Origin of the sequence: Nocardia sp. NBC_01388, assembly GCF_045040085.1 — a bacterium.
Taxonomy (GTDB): domain Bacteria; phylum Actinomycetota; class Actinomycetes; order Mycobacteriales; family Mycobacteriaceae; genus Nocardia.
This window is the reverse complement of the sequence record NZ_CP109553.1, coordinates 7,135,282-7,159,504: the sequence shown is the minus strand read 5'-3', so window position 1 is coordinate 7,159,504 and position 24,223 is coordinate 7,135,282. Positions and strand designations below refer to the sequence as shown.

At 67.0% G+C, this 24,223-nt stretch carries 24 protein-coding genes and 1 pseudogene; 7 read left to right on the top strand and 18 right to left on the bottom strand.

What is annotated here, in order from left to right; all coding sequences use genetic code 11:
• Positions 1–36: 36 nt before the first annotated feature.
• The 4 genes from hemC to OG716_RS34200 all read right to left on the bottom strand — a co-directional run bounded on the left by hemC (position 37) and on the right by OG716_RS34200 (position 3,967).
• Complete coding sequence (gene hemC, locus OG716_RS34215) at positions 37–1,071, bottom strand: hydroxymethylbilane synthase (protein ID WP_405134503.1); 1,035 nt, start codon at positions 1,069–1,071, stop codon at positions 37–39.
• Between the two features lie 65 nt (positions 1,072–1,136).
• Positions 1,137–2,525, bottom strand: coding sequence for a glutamyl-tRNA reductase (locus OG716_RS34210; protein WP_327142447.1), 1,389 nt, complete (start codon positions 2,523–2,525; stop codon positions 1,137–1,139).
• Complete coding sequence (locus OG716_RS34205) at positions 2,522–3,367, bottom strand: redox-sensing transcriptional repressor Rex (RefSeq protein WP_405134502.1); 846 nt, start codon at positions 3,365–3,367, stop codon at positions 2,522–2,524. The genes OG716_RS34210 and OG716_RS34205 overlap by 4 nt, the downstream gene beginning before the upstream one ends.
• Positions 3,368–3,706: 339 nt before the next feature.
• Positions 3,707–3,967, bottom strand: a complete 261-nt coding sequence (locus tag OG716_RS34200; protein ID WP_405134501.1) for a glutaredoxin family protein — start codon at positions 3,965–3,967, stop codon at positions 3,707–3,709.
• 142 nt (positions 3,968–4,109) lie between these two features.
• Between OG716_RS34200 and OG716_RS34195 the strand changes: the two genes are divergently transcribed.
• Positions 4,110–5,150, top strand: a complete 1,041-nt coding sequence (locus OG716_RS34195; RefSeq protein ID WP_405140106.1) for an HAD family hydrolase — start codon at positions 4,110–4,112, stop codon at positions 5,148–5,150.
• Positions 5,151–5,340: 190 nt separating this feature from the next.
• On the opposite strand, the gene OG716_RS34190 is transcribed toward OG716_RS34195, so the two are convergent.
• From OG716_RS34190 to OG716_RS34150, 9 genes are all read right to left on the bottom strand, one after another.
• Positions 5,341–6,354 (bottom strand): lysophospholipid acyltransferase family protein, encoded by a 1,014-nt coding sequence (locus tag OG716_RS34190; protein WP_405134500.1) that lies wholly within the window; start codon positions 6,352–6,354, stop codon positions 5,341–5,343.
• The gene (locus tag OG716_RS34185; RefSeq protein WP_355129378.1) at positions 6,351–7,382 is read right to left on the bottom strand and encodes an NAD-dependent epimerase/dehydratase family protein; all 1,032 of its coding nucleotides are present in this window, start codon (positions 7,380–7,382) and stop codon (positions 6,351–6,353) included. The genes OG716_RS34190 and OG716_RS34185 overlap by 4 nt, the downstream gene beginning before the upstream one ends.
• A 259-nt stretch (positions 7,383–7,641) precedes the next feature.
• Complete coding sequence (locus tag OG716_RS34180; RefSeq protein ID WP_003402602.1) at positions 7,642–7,743, bottom strand: 30S ribosomal protein bS22; 102 nt, start codon at positions 7,741–7,743, stop codon at positions 7,642–7,644.
• Positions 7,744–8,090: 347 nt separating this feature from the next.
• Positions 8,091–8,339 carry a helix-turn-helix domain-containing protein gene (locus OG716_RS34175; RefSeq protein WP_405140104.1) on the bottom strand — a complete coding sequence of 83 codons (249 nt, stop codon included), beginning with the start codon at positions 8,337–8,339 and terminating at the stop codon, positions 8,091–8,093.
• A 175-nt stretch (positions 8,340–8,514) separates the two neighbouring features.
• Positions 8,515–9,336 (bottom strand): pyrroline-5-carboxylate reductase, encoded by an 822-nt coding sequence (gene proC / locus OG716_RS34170; RefSeq protein WP_405134499.1) that lies wholly within the window; start codon positions 9,334–9,336, stop codon positions 8,515–8,517.
• Positions 9,337–9,510: 174 nt separating this feature from the next.
• Positions 9,511–10,407, bottom strand: a complete 897-nt coding sequence (locus OG716_RS34165; RefSeq protein ID WP_405134498.1) for a thioesterase family protein — start codon at positions 10,405–10,407, stop codon at positions 9,511–9,513.
• Between the two features lie 242 nt (positions 10,408–10,649).
• A complete protein-coding gene (locus tag OG716_RS34160; protein ID WP_405134497.1) occupies positions 10,650–11,582 on the bottom strand; it encodes a sugar phosphate isomerase/epimerase family protein in 933 nt (310 codons plus the stop codon).
• 13 nt (positions 11,583–11,595) lie between these two features.
• Positions 11,596–13,473 carry a hypothetical protein gene (locus OG716_RS34155; protein WP_405134496.1) on the bottom strand — a complete coding sequence of 626 codons (1,878 nt, stop codon included), beginning with the start codon at positions 13,471–13,473 and terminating at the stop codon, positions 11,596–11,598.
• Positions 13,470–14,462, bottom strand: coding sequence for a Ppx/GppA phosphatase family protein (locus OG716_RS34150; protein ID WP_327142455.1), 993 nt, complete (start codon positions 14,460–14,462; stop codon positions 13,470–13,472). Before OG716_RS34150 ends, OG716_RS34155 begins: the two co-directional genes overlap by 4 nt.
• A 65-nt stretch (positions 14,463–14,527) precedes the next feature.
• On the opposite strand from OG716_RS34150, the gene OG716_RS34145 reads away from it, so the two are divergent.
• From OG716_RS34145 to OG716_RS34120, 6 genes are all read left to right on the top strand, one after another.
• Complete coding sequence (locus OG716_RS34145; protein WP_405134495.1) at positions 14,528–15,445, top strand: hypothetical protein; 918 nt, start codon at positions 14,528–14,530, stop codon at positions 15,443–15,445.
• 102 nt (positions 15,446–15,547) lie between these two features.
• Positions 15,548–16,207: a hypothetical protein gene (locus OG716_RS34140; protein WP_405134494.1), complete on the top strand. Its 660-nt coding sequence runs from the start codon at positions 15,548–15,550 to the stop codon at positions 16,205–16,207.
• Positions 16,208–16,282: 75 nt separating this feature from the next.
• Positions 16,283–16,825 carry a hypothetical protein gene (locus OG716_RS34135; protein WP_405134493.1) on the top strand — a complete coding sequence of 181 codons (543 nt, stop codon included), beginning with the start codon at positions 16,283–16,285 and terminating at the stop codon, positions 16,823–16,825.
• Between the two features lie 193 nt (positions 16,826–17,018).
• Positions 17,019–17,474: a hypothetical protein gene (locus OG716_RS34130; RefSeq protein WP_405134492.1), complete on the top strand. Its 456-nt coding sequence runs from the start codon at positions 17,019–17,021 to the stop codon at positions 17,472–17,474.
• A 14-nt stretch (positions 17,475–17,488) separates the two neighbouring features.
• The gene (locus OG716_RS34125) at positions 17,489–17,968 is read left to right on the top strand and encodes a hypothetical protein (protein ID WP_405134491.1); all 480 of its coding nucleotides are present in this window, start codon (positions 17,489–17,491) and stop codon (positions 17,966–17,968) included.
• 314 nt (positions 17,969–18,282) lie between these two features.
• The gene (locus tag OG716_RS34120; protein WP_327142461.1) at positions 18,283–18,612 is read left to right on the top strand and encodes a hypothetical protein; all 330 of its coding nucleotides are present in this window, start codon (positions 18,283–18,285) and stop codon (positions 18,610–18,612) included.
• A gap of 198 nt (positions 18,613–18,810) precedes the next feature.
• On the opposite strand, the gene OG716_RS34115 is transcribed toward OG716_RS34120, so the two are convergent.
• The 5 genes and pseudogenes from OG716_RS34115 to OG716_RS34095 all read right to left on the bottom strand — a co-directional run bounded on the left by OG716_RS34115 (position 18,811) and on the right by OG716_RS34095 (position 24,135).
• A complete protein-coding gene (locus OG716_RS34115; protein ID WP_327142462.1) occupies positions 18,811–19,500 on the bottom strand; it encodes a response regulator transcription factor in 690 nt (229 codons plus the stop codon).
• Complete coding sequence (locus tag OG716_RS34110) at positions 19,497–20,708, bottom strand: sensor histidine kinase (RefSeq protein WP_405134490.1); 1,212 nt, start codon at positions 20,706–20,708, stop codon at positions 19,497–19,499. The genes OG716_RS34115 and OG716_RS34110 overlap by 4 nt, the downstream gene beginning before the upstream one ends.
• A gap of 207 nt (positions 20,709–20,915) precedes the next feature.
• Positions 20,916–21,468, bottom strand: a pseudogene (locus tag OG716_RS34105) (CocE/NonD family hydrolase C-terminal non-catalytic domain-containing protein); the annotation flags it as partial.
• Positions 21,437–21,919 carry a hypothetical protein gene (locus OG716_RS34100; RefSeq protein ID WP_405134489.1) on the bottom strand — a complete coding sequence of 161 codons (483 nt, stop codon included), beginning with the start codon at positions 21,917–21,919 and terminating at the stop codon, positions 21,437–21,439. The gene OG716_RS34100 and the pseudogene OG716_RS34105, both read right to left, overlap by 32 nt.
• 164 nt (positions 21,920–22,083) lie before the next feature.
• A complete protein-coding gene (locus OG716_RS34095) occupies positions 22,084–24,135 on the bottom strand; it encodes a CocE/NonD family hydrolase (protein WP_405134488.1) in 2,052 nt (683 codons plus the stop codon).
• Positions 24,136–24,223: the final 88 nt, after the last annotated feature.

Below are 24,223 nucleotides of genomic sequence, written 5' to 3'. Positions count from 1 at the left end.
AAGGCGCTGTGCCTATGATTCGTTCGCTGCGCTCGCTCATCGAATATTCTCCATTGGGCTGGGATTGCTGTTGTCGGATGGCTCGGCCCCCGGGTTCGCATCTCCGGGGTCACTGAGCAGGTCGCGCGCCCCCAGCTCCAAGAGCTCACGCGCCAGTGCCCGGCCCAGCTCCGCGGCATCCGCGAGCGAGCCGACCACAGAGGCCCGGATGGTGTCCGAGCCGTCGATCGCCGCCACGCAACCACGCAGCGACAGTTCGTCTATCACTCTGCCGTCATCGTCGAGAGATTCGACGACCTCGGCCAGCGCGCCGATCGGGGCGGTACAACCCGCCTCCAGTTCGGCCAGCAGCGCCCGCTCGGCGGTGATCGCGGCACGGGTGCCGGCATCGTCGAGAGCGGACAGGATGGTGACGAGTTCGGTGTCCTCGCTGCGGCATTCGACCGCCAGCGCACCCTGCGCCGGAGCGGGCAGCATCTGCACCGGCTCCAGCGATTCGGTGATGGCGTCCAGGCGGCCGATGCGGGCCAGCCCGGCCCGGGCCACCACGACGGCATCGAGTTCACCATTGGCGACTTTGCCGATGCGGGTGTCGAGATTGCCGCGCAGCGGCACGATTTCGACCCCGAGGCCCAGGGCCAGCAGCTGCGAGGCACGGCGCGGCGCGGAGGTCCCGATGCGGGAGCCGGCGGGCAGCTCACCCAGCACCAGACCGTCACGAGCCACCAGCGCATCGCGCGGATCCTCACGCGGCGGAATGGCCGCGATATCGAAGCGCGGATCCTGCGCGGTCGGCAGATCCTTGTACGAGTGCACCGCGATATCGACTGTGCCCGCGGCCAATTCGTCACGCAGCGCGGCGGTGAAGACACCGACGCCGATGGTCTGCACCGGCGCGGAGGACTTGTCACCGGCGGTCTTCACGATCACCAGTTCGGCCTGCTGACCGGCGCCGATCAGTGCGTCGCGCACATGCCCGGCCTGGGTCAGGGCCAGCAGACTGCCGCGGGTACCGATCCGCCACGGGGCGTCGACTGTTCCACGTGCTGTGCCGCGCACTGCTTCGTGCACTGCAGCGGTACCTGTTTCGGGCACGGCTTCCCGCCCTGTCTGTGTGTCCTGCACCATCGCTCCGGTCATGCGGTCAGCCCCTGTTCGTCCCCCGAATGGGCGGCGGTGAAATCGTCGGCCAGCTGACCAGCCGGCGCGGAGATCTCCATCGGCGCCGCAACTGCCTGCGCCGCACCGGGTTTCAGTTCGAACAGCTCCCGGAGCGCCTCGGCATAACTGTCACCGCCGGGCGTGGACGCCAACTGCTTGACCCGCACCGTCGGCGCGTGCAGCAGCTTGTCCACCACGCGGCGCACGGTGCGAGCGACCTCTTCGCGGTGCGCGGCGTCCAGCTCGGGTAGTCGCGAGTCCAGGCGCAGCAGCTCGCCCTCGACCACATCGGCGGCCATCTGCCGCAGCGCGGCGACGGTCGGGGTGACCTCGGCCATGCGCTGTCCGGCAAGGTATTTGGTGAGTTCCTCGGCGACGATGGTGCGCGCCGCGGCGGTGTCGTCGGCGGCCGCGCCGGCCGACGGATCCCGCTGCAGGGTCTCCATATCGATGACCGTCACACCGGGCAGTCCAGCCACCGCGTGATCCACATCGCGCGGCAGGCCCAGATCGCAGATGACCAGCTGCGCGGTCGAATCGGCGGCGGAGAGCGCATTGTGCACATCGGCGATGCTCACCACGGTGCCCACCGCGCCGGTACAGGTGACCACCACTTCGGCCACGGCCATGGCCTCGACCAGCTGCTCGATATCCATCGCCGTGGCGGCGACACCGTGCATGGTGGTGGCCGTATTGGCAAGTCGCTGCGCACGTTCCAGCGTCCGGTTCACCACGATGATGCGCGCGACCCCGGCCCGCGCCAGCTGCGCCACCGCGAGCCCGCCCATGGCGCCCGCGCCCAGCACCAGCGCCGTGCGCCCGGTCAGCGGACCCAGCACCAGCCGGGCCCGATCCAGCGCCACCGACACCACGGAGGCGCCCGCCCGGTCGATCCCGGTCTCGGAGTGCACCCGCTTGCCCACACGCAGCGAATGCTGCGCCAGTTCGTGCAGGGTGCGCCCGGAGGCCTGCTGCGAATCGGAGGCCGCATAGGCGGCGCGGATCTGGCTGAGCACCTGCTGCTCGCCGATCACCATCGAATCCAGGCCGGAGGCCACGGCGAACAGATGCTCGGCCGCGGCTTCGGCGTAGCGCACATACGCGTACTTGGTGAGCTCGGGCAGCGGCAGCCCGGAGTGCTTGGTCAGCAGTTCGCTGATCTCGCCCAGCGCGGGGTGGAAGGCGTCGACCACGGCGTAGATCTCGACACGATTGCAGGTGGAGACGATCATCGCTTCGGAGACATGGCTGGAGGCCAGCATCTTCTCGGTCAGCTTGGGCCGATCGTGCTCGGTGATCGCGATCTTCTCGAGCACCGCAACTGGAGCGCTGCGATGCGAGATCCCGACGAGAAGCACACTCATGGCTGGACCACCGCTCCCTTGCTGGCTGTCTCAGTGCCGCCCGACGGCCGCGCTGCCGCATGTGAAGTCGTTATCGGCGTGCAGTTCATCGCCGCGGCCGTGTTCCGGGGCGCCGAGCGCACACCCACCGGACCCGCGGCGGCCGCGCGCACCGTCTCCCCGGCGGCCTCCGCATTGCGGGCCAGCTCGAAGGACAGCAACTGCATCTCCACCGCGAGATCCACGCGCCGCACCTCTACGTGCGGCGGCGCGTCCAGCGCGACGGGCGAAAAGCTGAGAATGCACAGCACCCCGGCGGCGACCAGCAGATCGCAGACGGTCTGGGCATGGGCATCGGGCGTGGTGATGACCGCGATGGTCGGCGCCAGTTCGGCCACCGCACCGGTCAATTCGGCCACATCGCGCACCGGCAGACCACAGACCGGCGTACCGATCAGCGCCGGATCATTGTCGAAGAGGCCGACCATGGCGAACCCGCGGCGGCGGAATCCGCCGTAGCCGACCAGGGCCCGGCCCAGATTGCCCGCGCCCACCAGCACCACCCGATGACCCTCGGAGAGTCCGAGCACATCCTCGATGCGGTCGCGAAGCTTGATCACGTCATATCCGACACCGCGGACACCATTGGGTCCGAGGAAGGAAAGATCCTTGCGCAACTTGGCGGAACCGACACCCGCCGCGACAGCCAGTTCCTCACTCGATACGATGGCAACAGCATCGTCGGCGAGAACGGCGAGCACCCGGAGATAAGTGGCCAGACGCGCCACTGTGGCCTGCGGGATGTCCTTCTGCAGAGCCTTGCCGGAGACACCACTCTGCGGCGTCTCATGCTGCTCCGTCACGTCGCTTGCGCTCCTCGTCCGGCCGGGGGTGAGTGTCCGGGTGCTTTTGTCGACCCGACGCCGGGGACCGTCACGTGGCGGCCGAGCAGGCAAGGTCGAGTCATAGGTTCGGGGTCGCTTCCGCTGAAGAGCGGGTTGCGTGCCACCACCGTAACCGCTTGTGAAGCCCTGCACAAAGTCGGTGAATTCAGTCACTTTGCGGGGGGCCTCCTGCCCCGGGATCATTCAACCCTGCTCACGGGGAACCCGCTACGCAACGCGCCGGGAATCGAACAGTCGAACACCCGGTTACGGGGTGGCGTCGGGCCGGTGGGGGGCCGAACCGGACGACCCGCTGTTTCACCGGCTCAGGTCGGCGCGTAAGCGCGCCTCGTCCACATCGAAATAGCTGTGCTCACGACCGTTGAGCAGCACCACCGGCAGCCGATCACCGTATTCGGCGCGCAGGGCCGGATCGGTGGCCGCGGCCTCGTCCACATCCACGATCGCCACCTCGATGCCGAAATCGGCGCAGATCGGCCGCAATTGCTCCAGCGCGACCGCGCACAGGCCGCACCCATCGCGGGTCAGCAGGGTCACCGAGGGGGTGGAATCGCTCATGAAACTCATTCAACACCCCCGTCATGTCAGTCAGCGTCTACGTCACCGTCACCGCTGGGCGTTACTGTGGACTGTGCCGGTGCATGCACCAACCGGATTGGTCACGGACTCTCAAATGTGGCGGCAAGAACAGGCGGAGGTACTGGTGCCGGAACGATCGAAAGAGGCCGGACAGGGTTCGAAGGACTCGCGGTCGGGCTTGATCGCGGGCAGATTCGGTGAATTCGCGCCCCGCTGGGGACAGGGTCTGCAGGACCAGTTCACCCGAATCACGCGCAGCCCGTTCGGTCCCAGCGATGAAGAGGTGCGCGCCAATCTGGCGGGCGAGGCCAGCGCCGATGCCGCGCTCGCCCTGCACGACGCCGAACTCGCACTGTACGACGAGCCGAGACCCGCGATTCCGCGTGATCTCACCGCCGCCGCGTTCTTCGATGTGGACAACACCATGGTGCAGGGTGCGTCCATCGTGCATTTCGCGCGCGGACTGGCAGCGCGCAAATACTTCAAGACCTCCGATCTGGTCGATATCGCCTGGAAACAGGTGAAATTCCGGGTCACCGGCAAAGAGAACAGCGCCGATATGAGCAGCGGTAAGGAGCGCGCCCTCGAGTTCATCGCCGGCCGCCCCACCGCCGAATTGGCGGCGCTCGGCGAGGAGATCTACGACGAGATCATCGCCGACAAGATCTGGCCGGGCACCCGGGCGCTCGCGCAGATGCATCTCGATGCCGGACAACAGGTTTGGCTGGTCACCGCGACACCGGTGGAACTGGCGCAGGTCATCGCCAAGCGGCTGGGCCTCACCGGCGCGCTCGGCACCGTCGCGGAAAGCCATGACGGCGTATTCACCGGCCGCCTGGTCGGCGACATCCTGCACGGGCTGGGCAAGGCGCATGCGGTGCGCACCCTCGCCATTCGTGAGGGGCTGAACCTCAAACGCTGTACCGCCTACTCCGACAGCCACAATGACGTGCCCATGCTCTCGCTGGTCGGCACGGCGGTGGCCATCAATCCCGATGCGGACCTGCGCGAGGTCGCCAAGAACCGCGGCTGGGAGATCCGGGACTTCCGCACCGGCCGGAAAGCCGCGAAAGTCGGTGTGCCGACGGCACTCGCACTCGGTGCGGCCGGCGGCGCCGCGGCCGCGGTACTCAGCCGCAAACGCGAGGCCAAAGCAAGCTAGCTGTCCCGCCTCTCCGGGAATTCAAGCCCGACTCAGGTGGGGCAACGGTTGCGTCGGCCGCCGGCGGTGGGGTGGGGGGCGAGTTGGCTCGTACCCGGCGAGTTACCCCGATCGGCGCGAAATCAGTTGTTGCGCTGTCGAATTCCGGCCAGCTTCGCTGGGCCGGAATTCGCAGGGAGACAGTGCGGCTCTAGCCGGTGAAGGGGTTTCGGCGTTTGGTGAGGAGCTTGTAGAGGGTGCCCTGAATCGTTTCGCGGACCTGGTCGGTGATCTCGAACATGGTCATCGGATCGTCGGCGGCCTCGGGCTCGTATTCGCCCGTCGGAATCGGCTCACCGAATTCGATGTACCACTTCGACGGGAACGGAATAGCGCCCAGCGGGCCCAGATGCGGGAACGTCGGCGTCACCGGGAAATACGGCATGCCCAGCAGGCGCGCGAGCGGCTCGAGATTGCCGATCTTCGGGTAGATCTCCTCCGAACCGACGATCGAGACCGGAATGATCGGCACCCCGGTGCGCACCGCCGCCGCCACGAAACCGCCGCGGCCGAAACGCTGCAGCTTGTAGCGGTCACCGAACGGCTTGCCGATGCCCTTGTAGCCCTCCGGGAACACGCCCGCGACTTCCCCTGCGCGCAAAAGCCTTTCGGCGTCGGCGGGGCAGGCCAGGGTATGCCCGGCCTTGCGTGCGAGACCGCCCACCACCGGCGTCTCGAAAATGAGGTCCGCGGCGAGCAGGCGCAGCAGGCGCTGCTTGGGATGGCGATCGTGCACGGCCAGCTGCAGCATCAGCCCATCGATCGGCACCGTGCCCGCGTGATTGGCCACGAGCAGCGCGCCGCCCGCCTCCGGAATGTTCTCGATACCGCTGACCTCCACCCGGAACCACAGATCCGAGAGCGGGCGCAGCATCGGCAGGATCACCGATTCCAGCAGATGTTCGTCCAGGCCGAATTCGTCGACCTGATAGTCACCGGTCAGGCGGCGCCGGGCGAAATCCGCGGTGCGGCCGACCCCCTCGACCACCGCCCCCCGGATCATCTCGCTCAGCGACTTCGGCTGCCGGGACTCGACTTCGGCGAGGCGATCGGTCAACGAGGTCACCGGCTTCAGCGCCGGCTCCCCCGGCCAGACCCGCGACGGCCGATGCCGTGCCTCGATATCCACGTCGTGAAGACGAATCACCTTCGCTACATCACTCATTGGTGTGCTCCCGTCCCAGCCCCGAGCAGGCCGAGAAGTTTGTTCTCTGCGGCGTCGATCCAGCGAGGATCGATGACGGGCCGCAACGCTGCGCCCCCTATGAAGTCGTCGAATGCCTGCACCGTTGTCCAGCGCGGCTGAAAACCCAGTTCGGTGCGCATCCTGGTGGTGTCCAGACCGCAACCGAAATGGAAATAGTCGATTTGTTCGGCGGTGAACTCCCGCATCACCGGACCCATGAGGGTGCGGCCGACAGTGCGGAACACGTTGTACGGCACCGGCATTTCGATCCGGCCTGCCCGGCGGATCGCCTGCGACAATGCCATCGCGCCGTCACCCGCTACGTTGAAGGTACCCCCTGGCGCCGCGATCGCGGCGTGTGTGAGGGAGGCAATCGCATCTTCCTCGTGCAGCAGTTGCATTCGCGGATCACGCCCCAAGATCGTCGGGGTCACCGGCGAACGGAAATACTGCACACCGCGATTCGCCAACTGCGGACCCACAATCGGCGGAAAACGCAATATCGCGGTACAGATATCGGGACGACGCCGCGCCAGGCCGCGCACGAATCCCTCCACCTCGATCATGTCGCGGGCGAACCAGCCCCGCGGCGGGGTACGCGCAGACATTTCCTCGGTGAATTTCACCGGATCCTTGGCGCTGCACCCGTATACGGCGGAGGAGGAACGCACCACCACGCGGCGCACGCTGGAAGCCTTGCGGCACACCGCGAACAACTGCATGGCGCCCAGCACGTTCATATCCTTCATCGCAGCCCGGCCCCCACCGGCCGGCGGGCGCGACAATGCCGCGGGATGAACTACCGTGTCCACTTCATTGCCGTCGATAACTTTGCGTATCAACGGATTTCGAATATCGGCGCGCACGAATTCGGCTCGGCCCATACGGCGCAGCAACTCCGGACTCGGTTGCTTGGCATCCACCGCGATGATCCGTTCGATGGCAGGATCGGCTGCCAGCCTGGCCACTACATTGCCGCCGAAGAAACGGCTCGCGCCGGTCACCATCACGATCTTGGGCGCCGAACCGTCCCGGGCGCCTGAACCTGCCGCTCCGGATCCCACTCGCAAGCCCCCATTTCTGTTATTCCCGCGTCCCAGGGTAACCGGCGGACCAGTGCTCCCCGAAGGGTATTAACCAGGATCTAACGATGAGTTCTGTCACCCGTGACAAACAGAAAGCCCGCCACCGAAGGTGACGGGCTTCCAGCTACGACGCAGCGGCCAGGCTTGCCCCAACAGTATTGGGAGGGCCTCTAGCCAGCGATCACTTGCCGAGTTTCCTGCGCTGAACGCGCGTACGGCGAAGCAGCTTGCGGTGCTTCTTCTTCGACATGCGCTTGCGGCGCTTCTTGATCACAGAACCCATAGGGTTGTTCCTCGCGTTCTCTCGGGTCATCCCCGCCTTCGCGGGGAGCACACTTTCAACCCTGCACAGTCCTACCCGGTTCGGGCCGACGCGGACCCGGCTGCACCACCGGCCCGTACAGGATGCCGGTTCATGCTACCGGGCCACCGGCGAGCGAACTAACCCGCCTCCCCGAGCCAACCCGCCTCCCCGAATCTTCAGCGCCAGGCTCACAGCCGCTGGCCGACACGCATGCGTGCCGGCGGTTAGGCGCGACGACGATTTCGGCGGTACCCGGGGAGTTACCCGGGCCGCGCGAAATCAGTCGTCACGACTCGAACCATTGGTGGGGACTCTTCAGCGGGGTTTCACCCCGCGTCGAAGTAGGACGTCTCCAGGTAGTCGTGCACGGCTTTAGCGTGCACCCGGAACGAACGACCCACCCGCACTGCGGGCAGCTCTCCGGAATGCACCAACCGGTACACCGTCATTTTGGATACCCGCATCAGATTCGCCACCTCGGCGACGGTAAGGAACTGAGTTCCACCGCCGAGAACATTTCCGACTGCGCTGACTGGGGTGTTTGCGGACCTCGCTTGACTGTTTCCAGACATCATTGCGCCACTGACCTCCGGCACGCCCGCGCCGCCGGCTTCCCCACCGGCGGAACAGACACGCACGTGCTCCTTGAAGCTTAGCGGGACCAGTGGTGTTGCTGCGACGGGTGTGAGAAATCAGCCTTTGCCGTGGCGAGTCGTAGCCCAGCAGCAAACAAGCTACTGGCGAGTCAGCCTATTCGGCGGTGCCGGCCAGCTCGACAGAACGACGTTTAGCGGCGTTCAGCGCCTCGTGGAAAGCCGAGCGCACCGCACCCCGCTCCAGTTCCCGCAATGCCGCCGCCGTGGTCCCGGCGGGCGAGGTGACGCCCCCGCGCAACTCCGCGGCACTCTGGCCCGACTCCTCCAGCAGCGCGGCCGAACCGAGCATGGTCTGCACCACCAGGGTGGTGGCCACATCGCGGGTCAGGCCCAGGCCGACGGCCGCGTCGACCATGGCCTCGACCACGAGAAAGAAATACGCCGGGCCCGAACCGGATACGGCGGTCACCGCGTCCATCTGCGATTCGGGGACGGTCACCACCTTGCCGACCGACTCCAGCATCTCCGAGACCAGGGCCAGCTGCTCCTTGCGGGCGTAGCGGCCGGGCGCGATGGCGCTCATGCCCTGGCCCACCAGCATCGGGGTGTTCGACATGACCCGGACCACCGGGAAACCGGCGGGCAGCTTCACCTCGATGCGGCCGGTCGGCACGCCCGCGGCCAGCGAGACCACCACGGCCTCCTGCTCCTGCTCACCGAGCTCGGCCTTGGCCAGCTCCAGGACCACACCGTCGACATCCTGCGGCTTCACGGCGATCACGATCAGATCGGCGCCTTCGGCGGCCTCGGCCACCACCTCGGTAACCCGGACCCCGAAACGCTGCGCCAGCAACTCTCCGCGAGCCGGCACCGGCTCGACCACCACCAGATCCTTGCTCGCCCGTCCGGATTCGAGGAGCCCGGCGATCAGCGCCTCCCCGATCCGGCCTCCACCGATCACCGCAATCCTCGTCATGGATTCAGATTAGTAGGCCGGCCCGACTTTGCGAATTGGCGACAACTGATCTCGCAACCTCGGGGGTAACTCATCGGGTACCCCCAAAATTGCTTCGGCTCCCGACCGCCGGCACGCGTCGAGAACGGTCCACGGCTCCCGGTTGGGCGTTGAAGTTTCGGGGAGGCGGGACAGCTACCGCGCCTGCGGGATCAGGGCGAGCTGGCGGCTCTGGGCGACGACGGCTCCGGTGGAGTCGATGACCATTTGATCTTCGTCGAACATGCGGCCGCCCACTTCGCGGCTGTGCGCGATGACGCGCAGCCAGCCCGGGGCCGGGCGGCGGCGCAGGTAGGTGGTGAGCTGAACCGTTGGGGCCCAGCCGAATTGGCCGAGGTTCATCGGGACGGGCGGGGACATGTCGGCGGCCATCATGGCGAAGAAGGTGGCGACGTCCGGATCCTGCTCATCACCGTCGAGGGGGCGAATCCACAGGCGCAGTCGGGGTTCCGCGGTTTCACCGGCGAGGAAACGGGCCCACTTCGTATCGATGGCGACCGAAGAGCCCTGTGCCACATGGACCATCTTGCCCATCGGGTTGCGGTCGTCGTATGCGAGCGCGTCGGCCGACGGCTCGGCGGGCATGTCCTGCGCGTGGTCGGCGGCGTACGCCGGTGCGGTGTCATCGAGATGCCCGAAGGTGAAAGCGGTATGCACCAGAACGCGGCCGCCCTGGATCAGACTGACGTCGATCAGGCAGATCTGACGGCCGATCTTGCGGGTGCGGACCTCGTACTCGACCTCGCCAGGATCCGGGGCGCCGAGGAAGTCGGAGCTGGCGGCGATCGGGAACATGTCCGCGCGCTCGGGGGCGGTGCGGCGCAGCCATTCAGTGGCGGCCGCGGCGCTGCCGGCGACCATGGTGCCGCCGTGCAGCTTCTTGCCGATGGTCCAGATGGACTCGATGACACCCCGGTAGCGGCCGATGCCCGAGTCGTCCGAGGGCAATTCGGTCAGGGCGCAGACGCGGCTGAAGGGCGCGTCGACCGGGCTACTCGCCGGTTTATGTTCGACGGTCAACTCCGTTGTCATCTGATCCGCCTCCCCGGAACTTCAGCGCCCGGCTGAGAGCCGTCGCCGTTATGCACGCGTACCTGCGGTCGGGTGTCGAACCTATTGCGGACGTACCCCGGGAGTTACCCCGAACCTCACGAGATCAGTTGCCGACTTGCGAGATGCCGCTGGTTAGCTTTGACTTTTTTATAGCGTACAAGTGAGCTGCCAGCGAACGAACTACCGGTGGCAGGGATCACCTCCCGGCGGGCCTGTGTGCGTCAGCCGCGGCTCACACCCGTCGGTTCCGGCGCCGGAACCGGCGGGGTGACGCCGTTGAGGTGGGTGCGGGCGAAGGTGAGGGCGCGGTCGAGCATGGCGGCGCGGTCCATGGTGGTGCGGGCCGCCTGGGTATTGACCTCGATCACCGCCTGACCCTGGAAACCGTTGCCGACCAACATTTCACACAGTTCGGCGACCGGCTGGGTGCCCTCGCCCGGGATGAGGTGCTCATCGGTGGCTGCGCCGCGGCCGTCGGCGAGGTGCAGATGGGTGAGCCCGGATCCCATGCGGCGGGCCAGCATCAGCGCATCCGTGCCCGCCGTCGCGGTGTGCGAGGTGTCGAGCGTGTAGTGCCGGTAGCCGGTATCGGTCGGATCGAAGGACGGGCTGAAGGTGGTGATGGACGGCCCGGGACCGCCGCGCCGCTCCAATCGGCGAATGGAAGTTCCGCTGCGGCCGAAGAGCGTGTCCACCCGCATGGGGAACATATTCTCCACCGCCACCGAAACCGGACTGTCGTTTTCCAATTCGGCCACCTGCTCGGCGAAACCGTCGGCATAGCGGCGCTGCCACCGGAACGGCGGATGCACCACCACGGTGGCCGCGCCGAGCGCCTCGGCGGTGTGCACGCTGCGGGTGAGCTTCGCGACGGGGTCCGACCCCCAGACCCGTTGCGAGATCAGCAGACACGGCGCATGAATGGCCAGCACCGGTATGTCGTATTTGTGCATGAAGGATTGCACGATGGAGATGCTCTGGCTGGCCGGTTCGGCCCACACCATCAATTCCACACCGTCGTAACCCAACTCGGCCGCATAGCGGAAAGCGGCCTCGGTGTTCTCCGGATACACGGACGCCGTGGAAAGCCCGACTCGGACTTCCCTTCGCCCGACTCGATTTTCGATGTTCGCCCCCTGCGCGATATTCCCCACTGCCGCTCCCTGCTCAGTTCGTACTGAGTAGAAAGGCTAGCGGTCCGAGCGTCACAAAGACGCCTACGACGACGGCAATCACAGTGCTGAAAATATCGTCGGTCCGGCGCAGGACCCGGACAAGTGCCACCAAACCGAGAATCACGATCATCGCCAGGGCCAGGGCAACCCACGGGAGCATCTCCCACATGCGTTCGAAACCCTTGAACAGCAACATTCCCGCGACTGCCGCGCCCACACTCTGCCCGGCCAGAATCAACCACTGGCGGCGATTATCCTCCTGCTCCGACGACTGATTCCCGCGCGACCGCGAGGGTGCGGACACCGCGCGCGCGGCGGGCCGGGGGAATTTCGACGTGAGCGCCGAAAAGCGTTCGGCCAGCGATATTCGCGGCTCGTCGTCGTAGTCGTCGTCATCGTCGTACTCGTCGTCGTAGTCGTCGTCGAGCGGCTGGAAGACTTCGGTGAGGTGCTCGTCCGGATCATGTTCCTCGACCGCACCGCGACGGCGCGAACCACCGGCGCGGCGTTTGCCACCACGTCGCGAGTCCTGTTCCGCGCGTTGATCTTCGCGCTCGAGCGCATTGTGCAGCAGATCACCGGCAACCGTGCCGCCGGAGACCAGTTGCTGATCCTGGTCCGGTGAAGTCCAGGCGGCCGTCGGGATCGAACCCTGATCGCGCCGGTCCGGCTGCGGGGCGGGCTCGGCGGCCGGACGTCTTCGCGCCGACCATGCGGGCAGACCGCCGACCGGGGCGCCGCGACCGGCATCCGGCTCCGGCCCGCGGCGAGTGTCGCGGCGCGGATCGTCCTGCCGCAGCGCGGCGGGCGGGCGCCGGCCGTCGAGTTGCCACTGGGGTTCGGGCTGCCGCTGCGCGTCCTGCTGCCAGGCCTGCGGCTGCCGCGGCGCCTCGTTCTGCCACTGGGGTTCCGGCTGCTGCGGCCAGGAGGGGGCGGCGGGCTGGCGCTCGGCCTCCGCCTCACGCTGGGCCTCCGCGTGCCGGCGGGCCGAACGGGACATGGGCGGGGCGGCGGGCGCGGCCGCCTGCAGGGGGTCGAATCCGGGGGCGCGCTCCGCGCTCGGATTCCGGGGTAGCGGTTCCGGCGACCAGGTCGGGCCGTTGTCGAGATGCCGGGTGCGGGCGCCGTTCTCCAGGCCGCCCATCGCACTGTCGAGACCGGCGTAGCCGTTGCCCGGCTCGGGAGCCCGGCTGCCGCGGAAGGGCCGCACCTCGGTGGTCTCGTCGTCCGGATCGAAGCGGCGCCGGCGGCGGCCGCTCTCCCCGCGCAGCGGCGGCGGGGCGGACGGGTCCTCCAGTTCGGACAGCGAGACATCCGCGTCCAGCGGGTCGGGTTTGCGGCGGCGCCCGCTGCGGGGCGGCTCGACACCGGGGGCGCTGTGGCCGCTGTATTGGCCGGAGCCGTCCGACCACTGGTAGCCGGACGGCTCGGGTAGCGAGGGCGCTCCGGCGGGGCGCTCCGTGGGCGCCAGCGGGTCGTAGAAGGAGATCGGCCCGGAGAGCGGGGAGTAGGCGGGCTCCGGATCGGGTACCGAGTAGGGCGAGTAAACCGGCTGCGGTTCGGGCGAAACACCTGAATAGTCAGGGTAATTCGAATAGTTCGAAAAGTTTGAATAGTCCGTTTCGCCAGAATTAGGCTGAGGCGCTGCGGTGAGGGCGTCATACGCCGTCCCGTCCGGCGCCGCCTCGTCGGAGGCCGCGTGCGAGGACGAGCCGTTGCGCACCACCGGTATATCGCCGGTCAGATCCGCGACCGAAAGGCCACGCCCACTCCGGCGCCTGCGCCCGCCGCCACCGGCGGAGGGCGCGCCCTGCTGCCCGTTTCGCGCCAGTAGTTCGGCGACGGACAGTTGACTTACATCCTCGGTCATCGAGACACCGTTTCGATCGTGCCCGGCTGGCCACCGTTCGGTCCGCCAGTTATCGGTTCGCTATCCAGGTCGGTATCAAGTTTTCGCAGGATCAATCCCTCACGCAGTGCCCAGGGACAGATTTCCAGCGTATCCAGTGACAATGCCCGCATACTCGCCTCCGCGACCAGCGCGCCGGCCACCAATTGCTGTGACCGATCGGAACTTACGCCTTCCAATTCTGCCCGGTCCGCAGCTGTCATTCTCGAGATGAACGCAATCAACTGCCGCAGGCCGGAACTGGTGAGGGTACGCCGCACACGCACCCCCGCAACAGAGGGGGCCGCGCCCGTCAGGCGGGCGAGTGATCGGAAAGTCTTCGAGGTACCCACCGCGAGATCGGGGCGGCCGACCTCGAGCAGCTGCTTGGACGGCACCACCAACTCAGCATCCAGCCAATCGCGCAGCACCGCCACTCGGCGCTTGCCCGGCGGATCGTGATGCAGCCAATCCCGGGTGAGCCGGCCCGCGCCCAATTGCAGCGACAGCGCCACATCCGGCTGTTCGTCGGCGCCGTTGCTCATCTCCAGCGAGCCGCCGCCGATATCGAGGTTCAGAATTCGCCCCGCGCTCCAGCCGTACCAGCGCCGCACCGCGAGGAAGGTGTGCCGGGCCTCTTCGGCTCCTGTCAAGACCTGGAGATTCACTCCGGTCTGGGAGCGCACCCGCGCCAGCACCTGTTCGGAATTGGTCGCCTCGCGCACCGCGGAAGTAGCAAACGCCATCAACTCCACACATCCGGAAGTTTTTGCGATGCTTGCGAATTCGGCGACCGTCGTGGTCAGCCGAGCCGCGCCCGCGGGCGTGATGCGCCCCTGGTCATCCATGCTTTCCGAGAGACGCAACGTCGCCTTCGTAGAGCTCATGGGCATCGGGTGGCCACCGCGATGCGCGTCCACCACCAGCAGATGGACGGTATTGCTTCCCACATCGAGTACACCGAGCCGCACATGAACACGGTACTGGGTGCGTCACGACTTCAGGCCAGGCGACCGAGCTGTTAGCGTTCCGCACTGTGACATCAGGTGCATCCGCGAGTGGTCCTACCGGGCTGCGACCAGCGGCGAAGATCGACCCGGCCCCCGAAGTCGAACTGGACTTCCCCCGGGAGTGGATCGAATTTATTGATCCAGCAAATGATGAGCACCTGATTGCTGCCGATATGACGTGGCTGTTGTCGCGGTGGACGTGCGTTTTCGGCACTCCCGCATGCCAGGGCATCATCGCCGGGCGTGAGGACGACGGCTGCTGCTCGCACGGCGCGTTCCTCTCCGACGAGGAGGACGGCAAGAAGCTGGCCAAGGCTGTGAAGATGCTCACACCCGAGGACTGGCAGCTCATGCCGGAGGCCCAGGACGAGAACGGCAAGGTCCGCAAGAAGCTGTACCTGGAAGAGGACGACCTCGACGATGAGCCCGCGCTGCGCACCCGGCGGTTCGACGGCGCGTGCATCTTCCTCAATCGGCCCGGCTTCGCGGGCGGCATCGGCTGCTCGCTGCACACGATGGCGCTGCGCAAGGGCCTGGAACCGCTGACCGTGAAGCCGGAGGTGTGCTGGCAGCTGCCCATTCGCCGCACCCAGGACTGGGTGGACCGGCCGGACGGGGTGGAGATTCTGCGGACCGTCGTCGGCGAGTACGACCGCCGCGGCTGGGGGCCCGGCGGTTTGGACCTGAACTGGTACTGCACCGGCTCGCCGGACGCGCATGTCGGCACCCGGCCGGTCTGGGAGGCGTACGCGCCGGAACTGATCGAACTGCTCGGCAAACCCGCCTACGACGAGCTGGCACAGCACTGCCGGCGACGGCAGGGACTGGGCATCGTGGCGGTGCATCCGGCGACGGTCATCGCGCAGGAGAAGGCTGCCGAGGAGAAGCGGGCGAGCGCCGTGGCCAAGCCGGCCGCCGGCGCGAAGAAGTCAGCGAAGAAGTAGCGACCCGCCGGTAACTTTCTGAAATTACCCAATTTCACATCTCCGCTCCCCTACTGTGCGACGAACCCACTCCCCCTCGTGGGTCGCAGCACAGGAGAACTCATGAGCAACACCCCGCCCAGCCGGCGCTACCTCGGCGCGGGCATCGCCGGGCTCGCCGTCGCGACGGGCGTCGTCGCCGTCCTCGCGGCGTCCCCGGCGCATGCGAGCGTCGACTCGATCAGCATTTCCGATTCGAATGTCGTCGTCGGCCACAGCTACACCCTCGACGCCAACCTCAGCGGCGCGTCCATCGGCCTGCTCGTCTACTGGAGTGACAACGGCAGCAGCCTCACTCCCGTCGGCAAGGTGCCGTGGCCGGTCGGCCACGCCAGCTTCGGCTGGACCCCGAGCACCACCGGGCAGCACGTGCTCACGGTCTCGCAGGGCAGCAGCACCAAATCGCTGGTCGTGAATGTGACCGACGGGTCCACCCCGCCGGCCACCACCACACCGCCGACCACGACGGTCCCGCCGACGACCACGGCCCCGCCCACCACGACGGTGCCGCCGACCACCACGGTCCCGCCGGTGACCACCACCGACCCGCCCGTCACCACCACGGTCCCGCCCGTCACCACCACCGACCCGCCCGTCACCACGGTGCCGCCGACGACCGTCCCGCCGACCACCACACCTCCGGTGACCACCACGCCGCCGGTGACCACGACCCCGGGTGGCGGCGGTACCGGCAGTGCCGACGGCCTGCCCTTCGGCCTCTGACGGCTGGCCGGAAAACTCTCGACTATCGATTCTCCAGGAGCGCAATCTCTTTCCCTGGAGTGCACAGGAGAACCCATGCGTTACAACAACACTCGCCGCCGCATCGGCGCGGGGGCGGCGGGACTGGCGATTGCCGCCGGAACGGGCATTGTGATCGCCATGTCGCCGACGGCGCAGGCCACGGTCGACACGATCACCCTCTCGGGATCGGATTTCCAGGTCGGCAGCACCTACACCGCCACCGCCGATCTGAGCGGCGCCTCGGTCGGCCTGCTCGTGTACTGGAGCGATAACGGCACCAGCCTCACGTCGGTCGGCAAGGTGCCGTGGCCTCCGGGACACGCCTCGCTCGACTGGACCCCGACTACTCCCGGCCAGCACATCCTGACCGTGTCACAGGGCAGCAGCAGTAAGTCCGTGGTGTTGAACGTGGGCGGCGGGACGACCACTCCCCCGCCCACGACTCCTCCGACCACTCCGCCCACGACCCCGCCTACGACTCCTCCGGCCACAACGCCGCCCACCACGTCACCCAGCAGTGGCAGCGGCAGTAGCAGTAGCGGCAGTGGCACCGGCAGCGCCGGCAAGCTGCTCGGCGGGCTGTTCGGCAGCTCGTAGGCCCGAAAGCGGTTCGCGGGCAGCGCGGGCCGGACAGGTGGGTGCGGGAAATTCCCCGGGATTTCGCGCACCCACCGAAACCAAGCGGACGCTTGCTTGATAATTTATTCGAAATAACTACATTTCACTCACCGGGTCGCCTAGTGTGCGGATGCCCACACCCGTCCCCGTGGGCAGCAGCACAGGAGAACACATGCGCAACGCACCACCGAGGATCACCACCCGCACGGCCGGTGCGGGGATCACCGGTTTCGCAGCCCTCGCCGTGGTCGCCGCACTCACGGCCCCCACCGCATGCGCGGCCGTCGACACCGTGTCCGTCAGCGGCTCGAACTACCAGGTCGGTACCCAGTACACGATCTCGGCCGATCTCAGCGGCGCCTCGGTCGGACTGCTCGTGTACTTCAGCGACAACGGCAATTTCATCGGCAGCCCGAAGATTCCGTCGCCGCCCGGACACTCCAGCATCAGCTGGACCCCGTCGGACAAGGGCCAGCACATCCTCACCGTCTCGCAGGGCAACAGCACGCAGTCCACGATCGTGAACGTCAGCGACGCGCCGATCGGCTCGGGCAGCTCCAGCTCCGGCAGCGGCTTCGGCCCGGCCGGACCACTCGGCAGCGGCAGCAGCGGCAACACTTCGAACTGACAGGAACACCCGGTATGAACTCCCTTTCCCGCCGCATCGGCGCGGGTGTCGCCGGTGGCGCCATCGCCGCCGCCGTCGCCGTCTACGCAGCGCCCCAGGCCGGCGCGACCGTCGACTCCGTGAGCGTGTCCGGCAGCGACCCGTACACCATCAATACCCAGTACACGCTCACCGCCGCGCTGAGCGGCGCGGGCATCGGCCTGCTCGTGTACTGGACCGACAACGGCAATACCCTCACCCCGGCCGGCAAGGTCCCGTGGCCGGTCGGCTCCTCGACGCTGAACTGGACGCCCACCACCGCGGGGCAGCACCTGATCACCGCGTCGCAGGGCGGCAATGTCAAGACGATCGTGGTGAACGTGGTCGACCCGGCCAACCCGGGCGGCGGCACCACTCCCCCGACCGGCGGCACCGGCGGCAGCGCGGGCACCGGCAGTGCGAGCGGGCTGCTCGGTGGCCTACTCGGCGGGCTGACCGGAAGCGCCGGAAGCTAACCAGACCTGTCCCGCCGGCCGCCCACCCAGCGGCCGGTGCTGGGCCGCACCGTCCCTCCGGCCCGGACATCGGGAGACGCGCTCACCTCGGATCGAGGTGGGCGCGTCTCTTTCCGTATCAGCCCGGCCGGTTTCATCCACCGGGTGTACGGCAGGTGAATTCACCTCGGCCGGAGCGACATTCCAATCAGCCTGCGCGGAAGTCTGTTTCGGAGTGCCACCTGGTCGGTGACCTCGGGGTGTGAGTTGCGGGAAGTGTGCGTGACATCGTTTCGCCACTGCGGGTTCACCGGAACGTGTTAGACATCCAGGCCATGATCAAGAAATCGCTCACCGTCGCCGCGCTGGCCGCCGGTGTTGTTCTCAGCCTTGCGCCGCACGCCGGTGCCGATAGCGTCGATCCCACCAAATACGCCGACGTCACCGCCAATTTCGTCTCCTACACCGATCCCGCCGCCCTGAACGCCAAGGCCGACGGCAAACTGCTGATCATGACCCCGTACGGCACCAACAACACCATCGCCTGCCGCGGCAACGGCGCGGACGTGGCCTGGTACGACTGCCAGCAGCAGGACGCCTACGGCTGGATCGTCCTGAAGCAGCTTGACACTCCGTTGGGCACCGCCTGGGCCGAACTGCCGTAGCAGTTCCGCCCCTCCGAACCTTCAGCGCACGGCTGAGAGCCGTTGGGACTTCCGCACGCGTAGACGCGGTTAGGTGGGGAACCTATTTTGGACGTACCCCGGGAGTTACCCCCAGCTCACGAAATCAGTTGTCGCCTTACGTAAAAGACGCGCTCGCCTCGGATTCCGAGGCGAGCGCGTCTTTTTGAATGTCCTAGCTCAAGCTTCGAGCTTATAGCCCAGGCCACGCACCGTGACGAGGTGTTCCGGTTTGGCCGGGTCGCCTTCGATTTTGGAGCGCAGGCGCTTGACGTGGACGTCGAGAGTCTTTGTGTCGCCTACGTAGTCGGCGCCCCAGACGCGGTCGATGAGCTGGCCGCGGGTGAGGACGCGGCCGGAGTTGCGGAGCAGGTACTCGAGCAGGTCGAACTCCTTGAGCGGCAGGGTGACCGGCTTACCGTTCACCTGCACGGTGTGGCGGTCCACATCCATGCGGACCGGGCCCGCCTCCAGGACGCTGGTCTCGCTGCCGCTGTCGGCCTCCTCGCCGACGCCGCGGCGCAGCACGGCGCGGATACGGGCGATCAGCTCACGGGAGGAGTAGGGCTTGGTGACGTAGTCGTCGGCGCCCAGTTCCAGGCCGACCACCTTGTCGATCTCGCTGTCGCGAGCGGTCACCATGATCACCGGGACACTGCCGCGGGCCCGCAACTGCTTGCATACGTCGGTACCGCTCATACCGGGCAGCATCAGATCGAGCAGGACGATGTCCGCACCCGACCGGTCGTACTCTGCCAAGGCAGAGGGTCCGTCGCCCACCACGGTGACCTCGAACCCCTCCTTGCGCAGGAGGAATGCGAGCGGATCGGCCAGCGACTCCTCGTCCTCGACGATCAGCACACTCGTCATCGGGTTGCCTCCACACCGTTGGTTCTGGCCCGCCCGAGATGGGCGGAAAGCCTCTTGTCGATGCCGTTGGAATCGGCGGGGTGGGACGGGATCCGCAGGGTGAATGTGGATCCGGTGCCCAGCTTGCTCCACAGGGTGACTTCACCGCTGTGGTTGGCGGCTACGTGCTTGACGATAGCCAGCCCCAGCCCGGTACCGCCGGTGGCGCGCGAGCGCGCCTTGTCGGCCCGGAAGAATCGTTCGAAGACGCGTTCCTGGTCTTCCTTCCCGATGCCGATACCGCGATCGGTGACCGCGATATTCACATGCCCGCCGCGCAGCGCCCGGCTCACCGAGACCTGCGAACCCCGCGGCGAGTACGCGATGGCATTCTCCACCAGATTCGACAGCGCGGTGACCAGCAGCGTCTGATCGCCGATCACCTCGAGTCCACTGCTGGTATCGGTGCTCACCGTGATGCCGGCGGCTTCCGCGGCGGTCCGGGAGCGCTCGATGGCCTGGGTGACCACGCTGTCCACATCGACGGCGTCGAGTTCCGGCAGCTTCTCCGCGCCCTGCAGGCGGGAGAGCGCGATCAACTCGGTGACCATCTTGCCCATGCGGCGGGCCTCGCCGTGCAGGCGTTCGCCGAAGTGCCGCACCGAATCCGGATCGTCGGCCGATTCCAGCAATGCCTCAGCCAACAGGCTCATGGCACTGACCGGGGTCTTGAGTTCATGGCTGACGTTCGCGACGAAATCGCGGCGGGTGGCCTCCATGCGGGCCTGCTCGGAATCGTCGTCGGCGAAGAGCACCACGAAGTTCGGGTTCTCCTGCGACAGCGGCCGGGCGACACCGCGGACCGCGAGCCGGGCGCGGCCGGGCAGCGGGATCTTCGCGGTGAGCTCGAATTCGATGTCCTTGCCACCACCGAGCACCTGCTGCACCGCGGACCAGGCGCGCTCGTCGAGCAGCCGATCGTGGACTATGCCCAGCTCCTCGGCCCGCGGATTGACCAGCACCACATCCCGGTACTGATCGACCACCGCGATTCCGCTCTCGGAGGCGAGCACAATGAGATCGAGCACCTGCGACATGGTCAGGCCCGAATCGGTGGCGGCGCGCAGCCGCTCCTGCCGGGCATTCACATAGGGAATGAGCAATCCACCGACTGCCAGTCCAACGACGGCCGCCAGGACTGCCAACAGCACGGCCTGTGGAACGCTCACACTGTGAATCGTACGGTCGCCCGAGCCGGGTCCGGCCCCGGGTGCAGGAAGTTTCACGCAGGTCACAGCGGCTTCCACGAGCGTTAGCCCGGCGTTTACGCAATGTTCGGACAGCGCGGGGCAGGTCGCTGGCAGTTTTCCGGCAAACGCCGTGAAATGCCGGGATCACACCGCCGGCCCGGGCTGACGAGCCGGAGGTGTCGACAATCACCAGCCGGAGTTACCGCGCACCGGGATATTGACGAAGCTGGGCGCGGCCGGATCCAGCAGCAGGTGCTGGGGGCGCAGGCCGCTGTCGACCATCATGGCGGTGATGGGCAGGCCCTTGGGGAAGTTGCCCGCGTAGACGTCCACGCGCAGCCGGTGGCCGGGTTGCAGCACGGCGTCGATGCCGGGGACCGAAATATCCAGTGCCACCGGCCCGGCCCGGGACGGTCGGCTGACGGGTGTCGAGGGACAGGTCCGGCACCGGGTCGGTGTAGTCGCCGTTCGGCAGACGGGTGCTGCGGGACTCGTCGATGGCGCGCAGCGAGGCGACGAGCTGGCCGGAGGACAGGGTGGTCGAATTGCCATCGGGGGCAACATCGTTGACGGTGGCGACCCAGTAACCGTCGGTGCCGTCCTGCACGGTGTTCAGATGTACGGCGATCGGCCCGGAGACGGTGGTGATGTCCGCGACCGGCGCACTGGTGAAGGTCAGCCCGTTCGATTCCTCGATACGGGAGTCCTTACCGCAGGCGTCGATGGCGGTCAACGCTGAAATTGCGCAGCAGTCCGCCGCCGAGCGCCCTGGTGAGGTCGGTGAGCCCGGAGAACGGGGTGCCGGACAGGTCGGCAGTGCGGAACAGCTGCACGAGCAGATCGGACAGCCCGGGGACCGACAGCGCCGAATCGGCGATCATCGAGCCGAGTTTCGTATAGGGCGTGAAATTCAGAATGCTCGGCGTCGGGTCGGTGACGGGATGGCCCGCGGCATCGGCGGGGTGGTACACATTCGCCTTCAGCACGGTGCCGTCACTCATCGTGACGGGCACGTCCCAGTCGATGTACACATTGGGATAGAGCTGTGGACCGTCTTCCGTCGCAGCCCATTCCGCACCGCTCGCACCGCCGTCCGGGCCGGCCGGATCGGCGGTAGCCGCCGGTGCCAGGAACTGTGTTGCCGCAACGACGGCGGTCAGTGCGACGACCGTCTTGACCAGGAATCCCATAGTGCCCTAGCCACTCTCCGTCCGCATGGAAACTCGCCCCAAGCTAGAGCGAAGGCAACTGTCCGGGCAGTTTTTCCCGAAGAATCGTGAAAGTGCACAAAGAAAAGCCCCGGAGGTGTACGCCGTTGTACACGTCCGGGGCGCTCAGGCCCGGTGGGGCGGAATCACCAGCCGGTGTTACCGCGAACCGGGATATTCACGAAGCTCGGACGATTCGGATCCAGCTGCACATGCTGCGGCTTGAAACCGGTATCCAGGAGCATCGGCAGAATCGGCAGGCCCTTGGGGAAATTGCCCGCGAACACATCCACCCGCAACCGGTGTCCCGGCTGCAGAATGCCTTCGGTGCCGCTCAAGGCGATATCGAGGGTGGTGGCCTCACCCGGCACCGTCGGCTGCTGCCGGTCGAGCGAGGTGAAGGCGCGCGGGTCGGTGTAATCGCCATTGGCTGACCGCGTGCTGTTCGCATCGTCGATCTGCCGCAGCGAGGCCATGATCTGGCCGGAGGTCAGCACGGTCGACTGCCCGTCCGGCGCGACATCGTTGACCGTGACGGTCCAGTACCCGTCGGACGCGTCCTGAACCGTATTGAGGTGCACCGCAACGGGACCGGAGATGGTGGTGGCCTCGGCGACGGGAGCGCTGGTGAAGGTCAGGCCGTTGGTCTCCGCGATCCGGGAGTCCTTGGCGCAGCCGTCGATGATCGACAGCACACCGGCGCTGCCCTGCGCGGCATCGTTGGAGCACAGGGTGGTCAGGCCCATCGACACACTGAGCCGGTCGGTGTCACCGTTGGCGCCGCTGGTCAGCGAGCCGTCGTAGAGGCTGTTGGCGGTGCCGCTGCGCTGCGACGACAGGTACATGCGCTGGTAGCGCGAGGCCTCTTCGGCGGGAGCGGTGTCACCGAAACCGCCCTGGGTGATCCAGCCGCCGCCCTGCTGCCGCAGGGTCACCGGACCATAGGAGTCGATCCCGTTGTCGATGCCCTTGAGCCACTTGTCGAACCAGGCGCGCTGCAGCACGTCCAGGCGCGGAGGCAGGCCGGGGAAGCCGGCTTCGGAGCCCGAGGTGACGTGATAGGTATTGCCCATCAGCAGCTGCTTCTGCCCCGGCGGCACCGAAATCGCGTTGTAGATCTTGGATTCCGAGTAGGTGAACAGATCGTGCCAGCCACCGGTGACGAAGGTCGGGATGGTGATCTGGCTGGGATCGCCGATCCAGCCCGCCCGGTCGGCCGACATATCGTTGAGCATCGACTTCACCCGCGGATCGAGGCTCTCGATATTCGGGCTGGTGTACGCGGACATCAGCACGTCCAGGTAGCCGAACGGGTCGGCCTGACGATCCTTCAGCCACTGGAAGTCGAACTTGCCCTGGGCAATCGAGGCCAGGTCCGGCACCCACTTGAGACCGTTGACGGCGCTGAGCCACAGCGGAATGAAGTTGAAGCCGAAGCCGCCGCCGGGCGCGAGCACATCGTCGACGAGGTCGCTGCCCGGGACGATCGGGAAGATGGCCTTCAGGGCGGGCGGATGCTTCTCCGCGGCCTGCACCTGATTGATGGCCGAGTACGACAGACCGCTCATACCGATACGGCCGTTGGACCAGCTCTGCTTGGACGCCCAGTCGATGGTCTCGACGGTGTCCTGCTGCTCGCGCTGGCGCAGGATGTCCCATTCGCCCTGAGAGAAACCGGTGCCGCGCACGTCGACGACGACCTGCGTGTAGCCGGACTTGATGAGCTGGCGATCGACGCTGAAGTTTCGAAGTTCGCCATTACCAGCGGCATTCAGCAGTTCGCCGAATCCGGAGATCGGGGTGCCGTCGAGGTGGATATTGCGGAACACATTGAGCAGTGCGTCGCCCAGTCCCGGGATGGCGAAGGCGCTGTCGGCGACGTTGGACACCAATTTGGTGTACGGCGTCATGTTCAGCACGGTCGGCGTGGGGGTGTCGATCGGGCGGCCGGCGGCATCGGCCGGGTGGTAGACGTTGCCCTTCAGCACGGTGCCGTCACTCATGGTGATCGGCACGTCCCATTCGACGAAGACATTGGGGTATTGCTGCTGCCCGTCCTCGGTGCCGGTCCAGGCCGCACCGGCGGCGCCGCCGTCGGGACCGGCCGGAACGGGAGCGGCATCGGCCGATATGGCCATCAGGGGAAGGAGCAGAGCGGCCGCAGAAGCGACAATTGTGGCCCGTAGCGCGTGCTTCATCGAACGTGATCTACCTCTCGCATTTGGTCGAACGCCCAGAGCATATCTACTCGGGAGTAAGTTGCAAACACCGGTTACAGTTACCGCT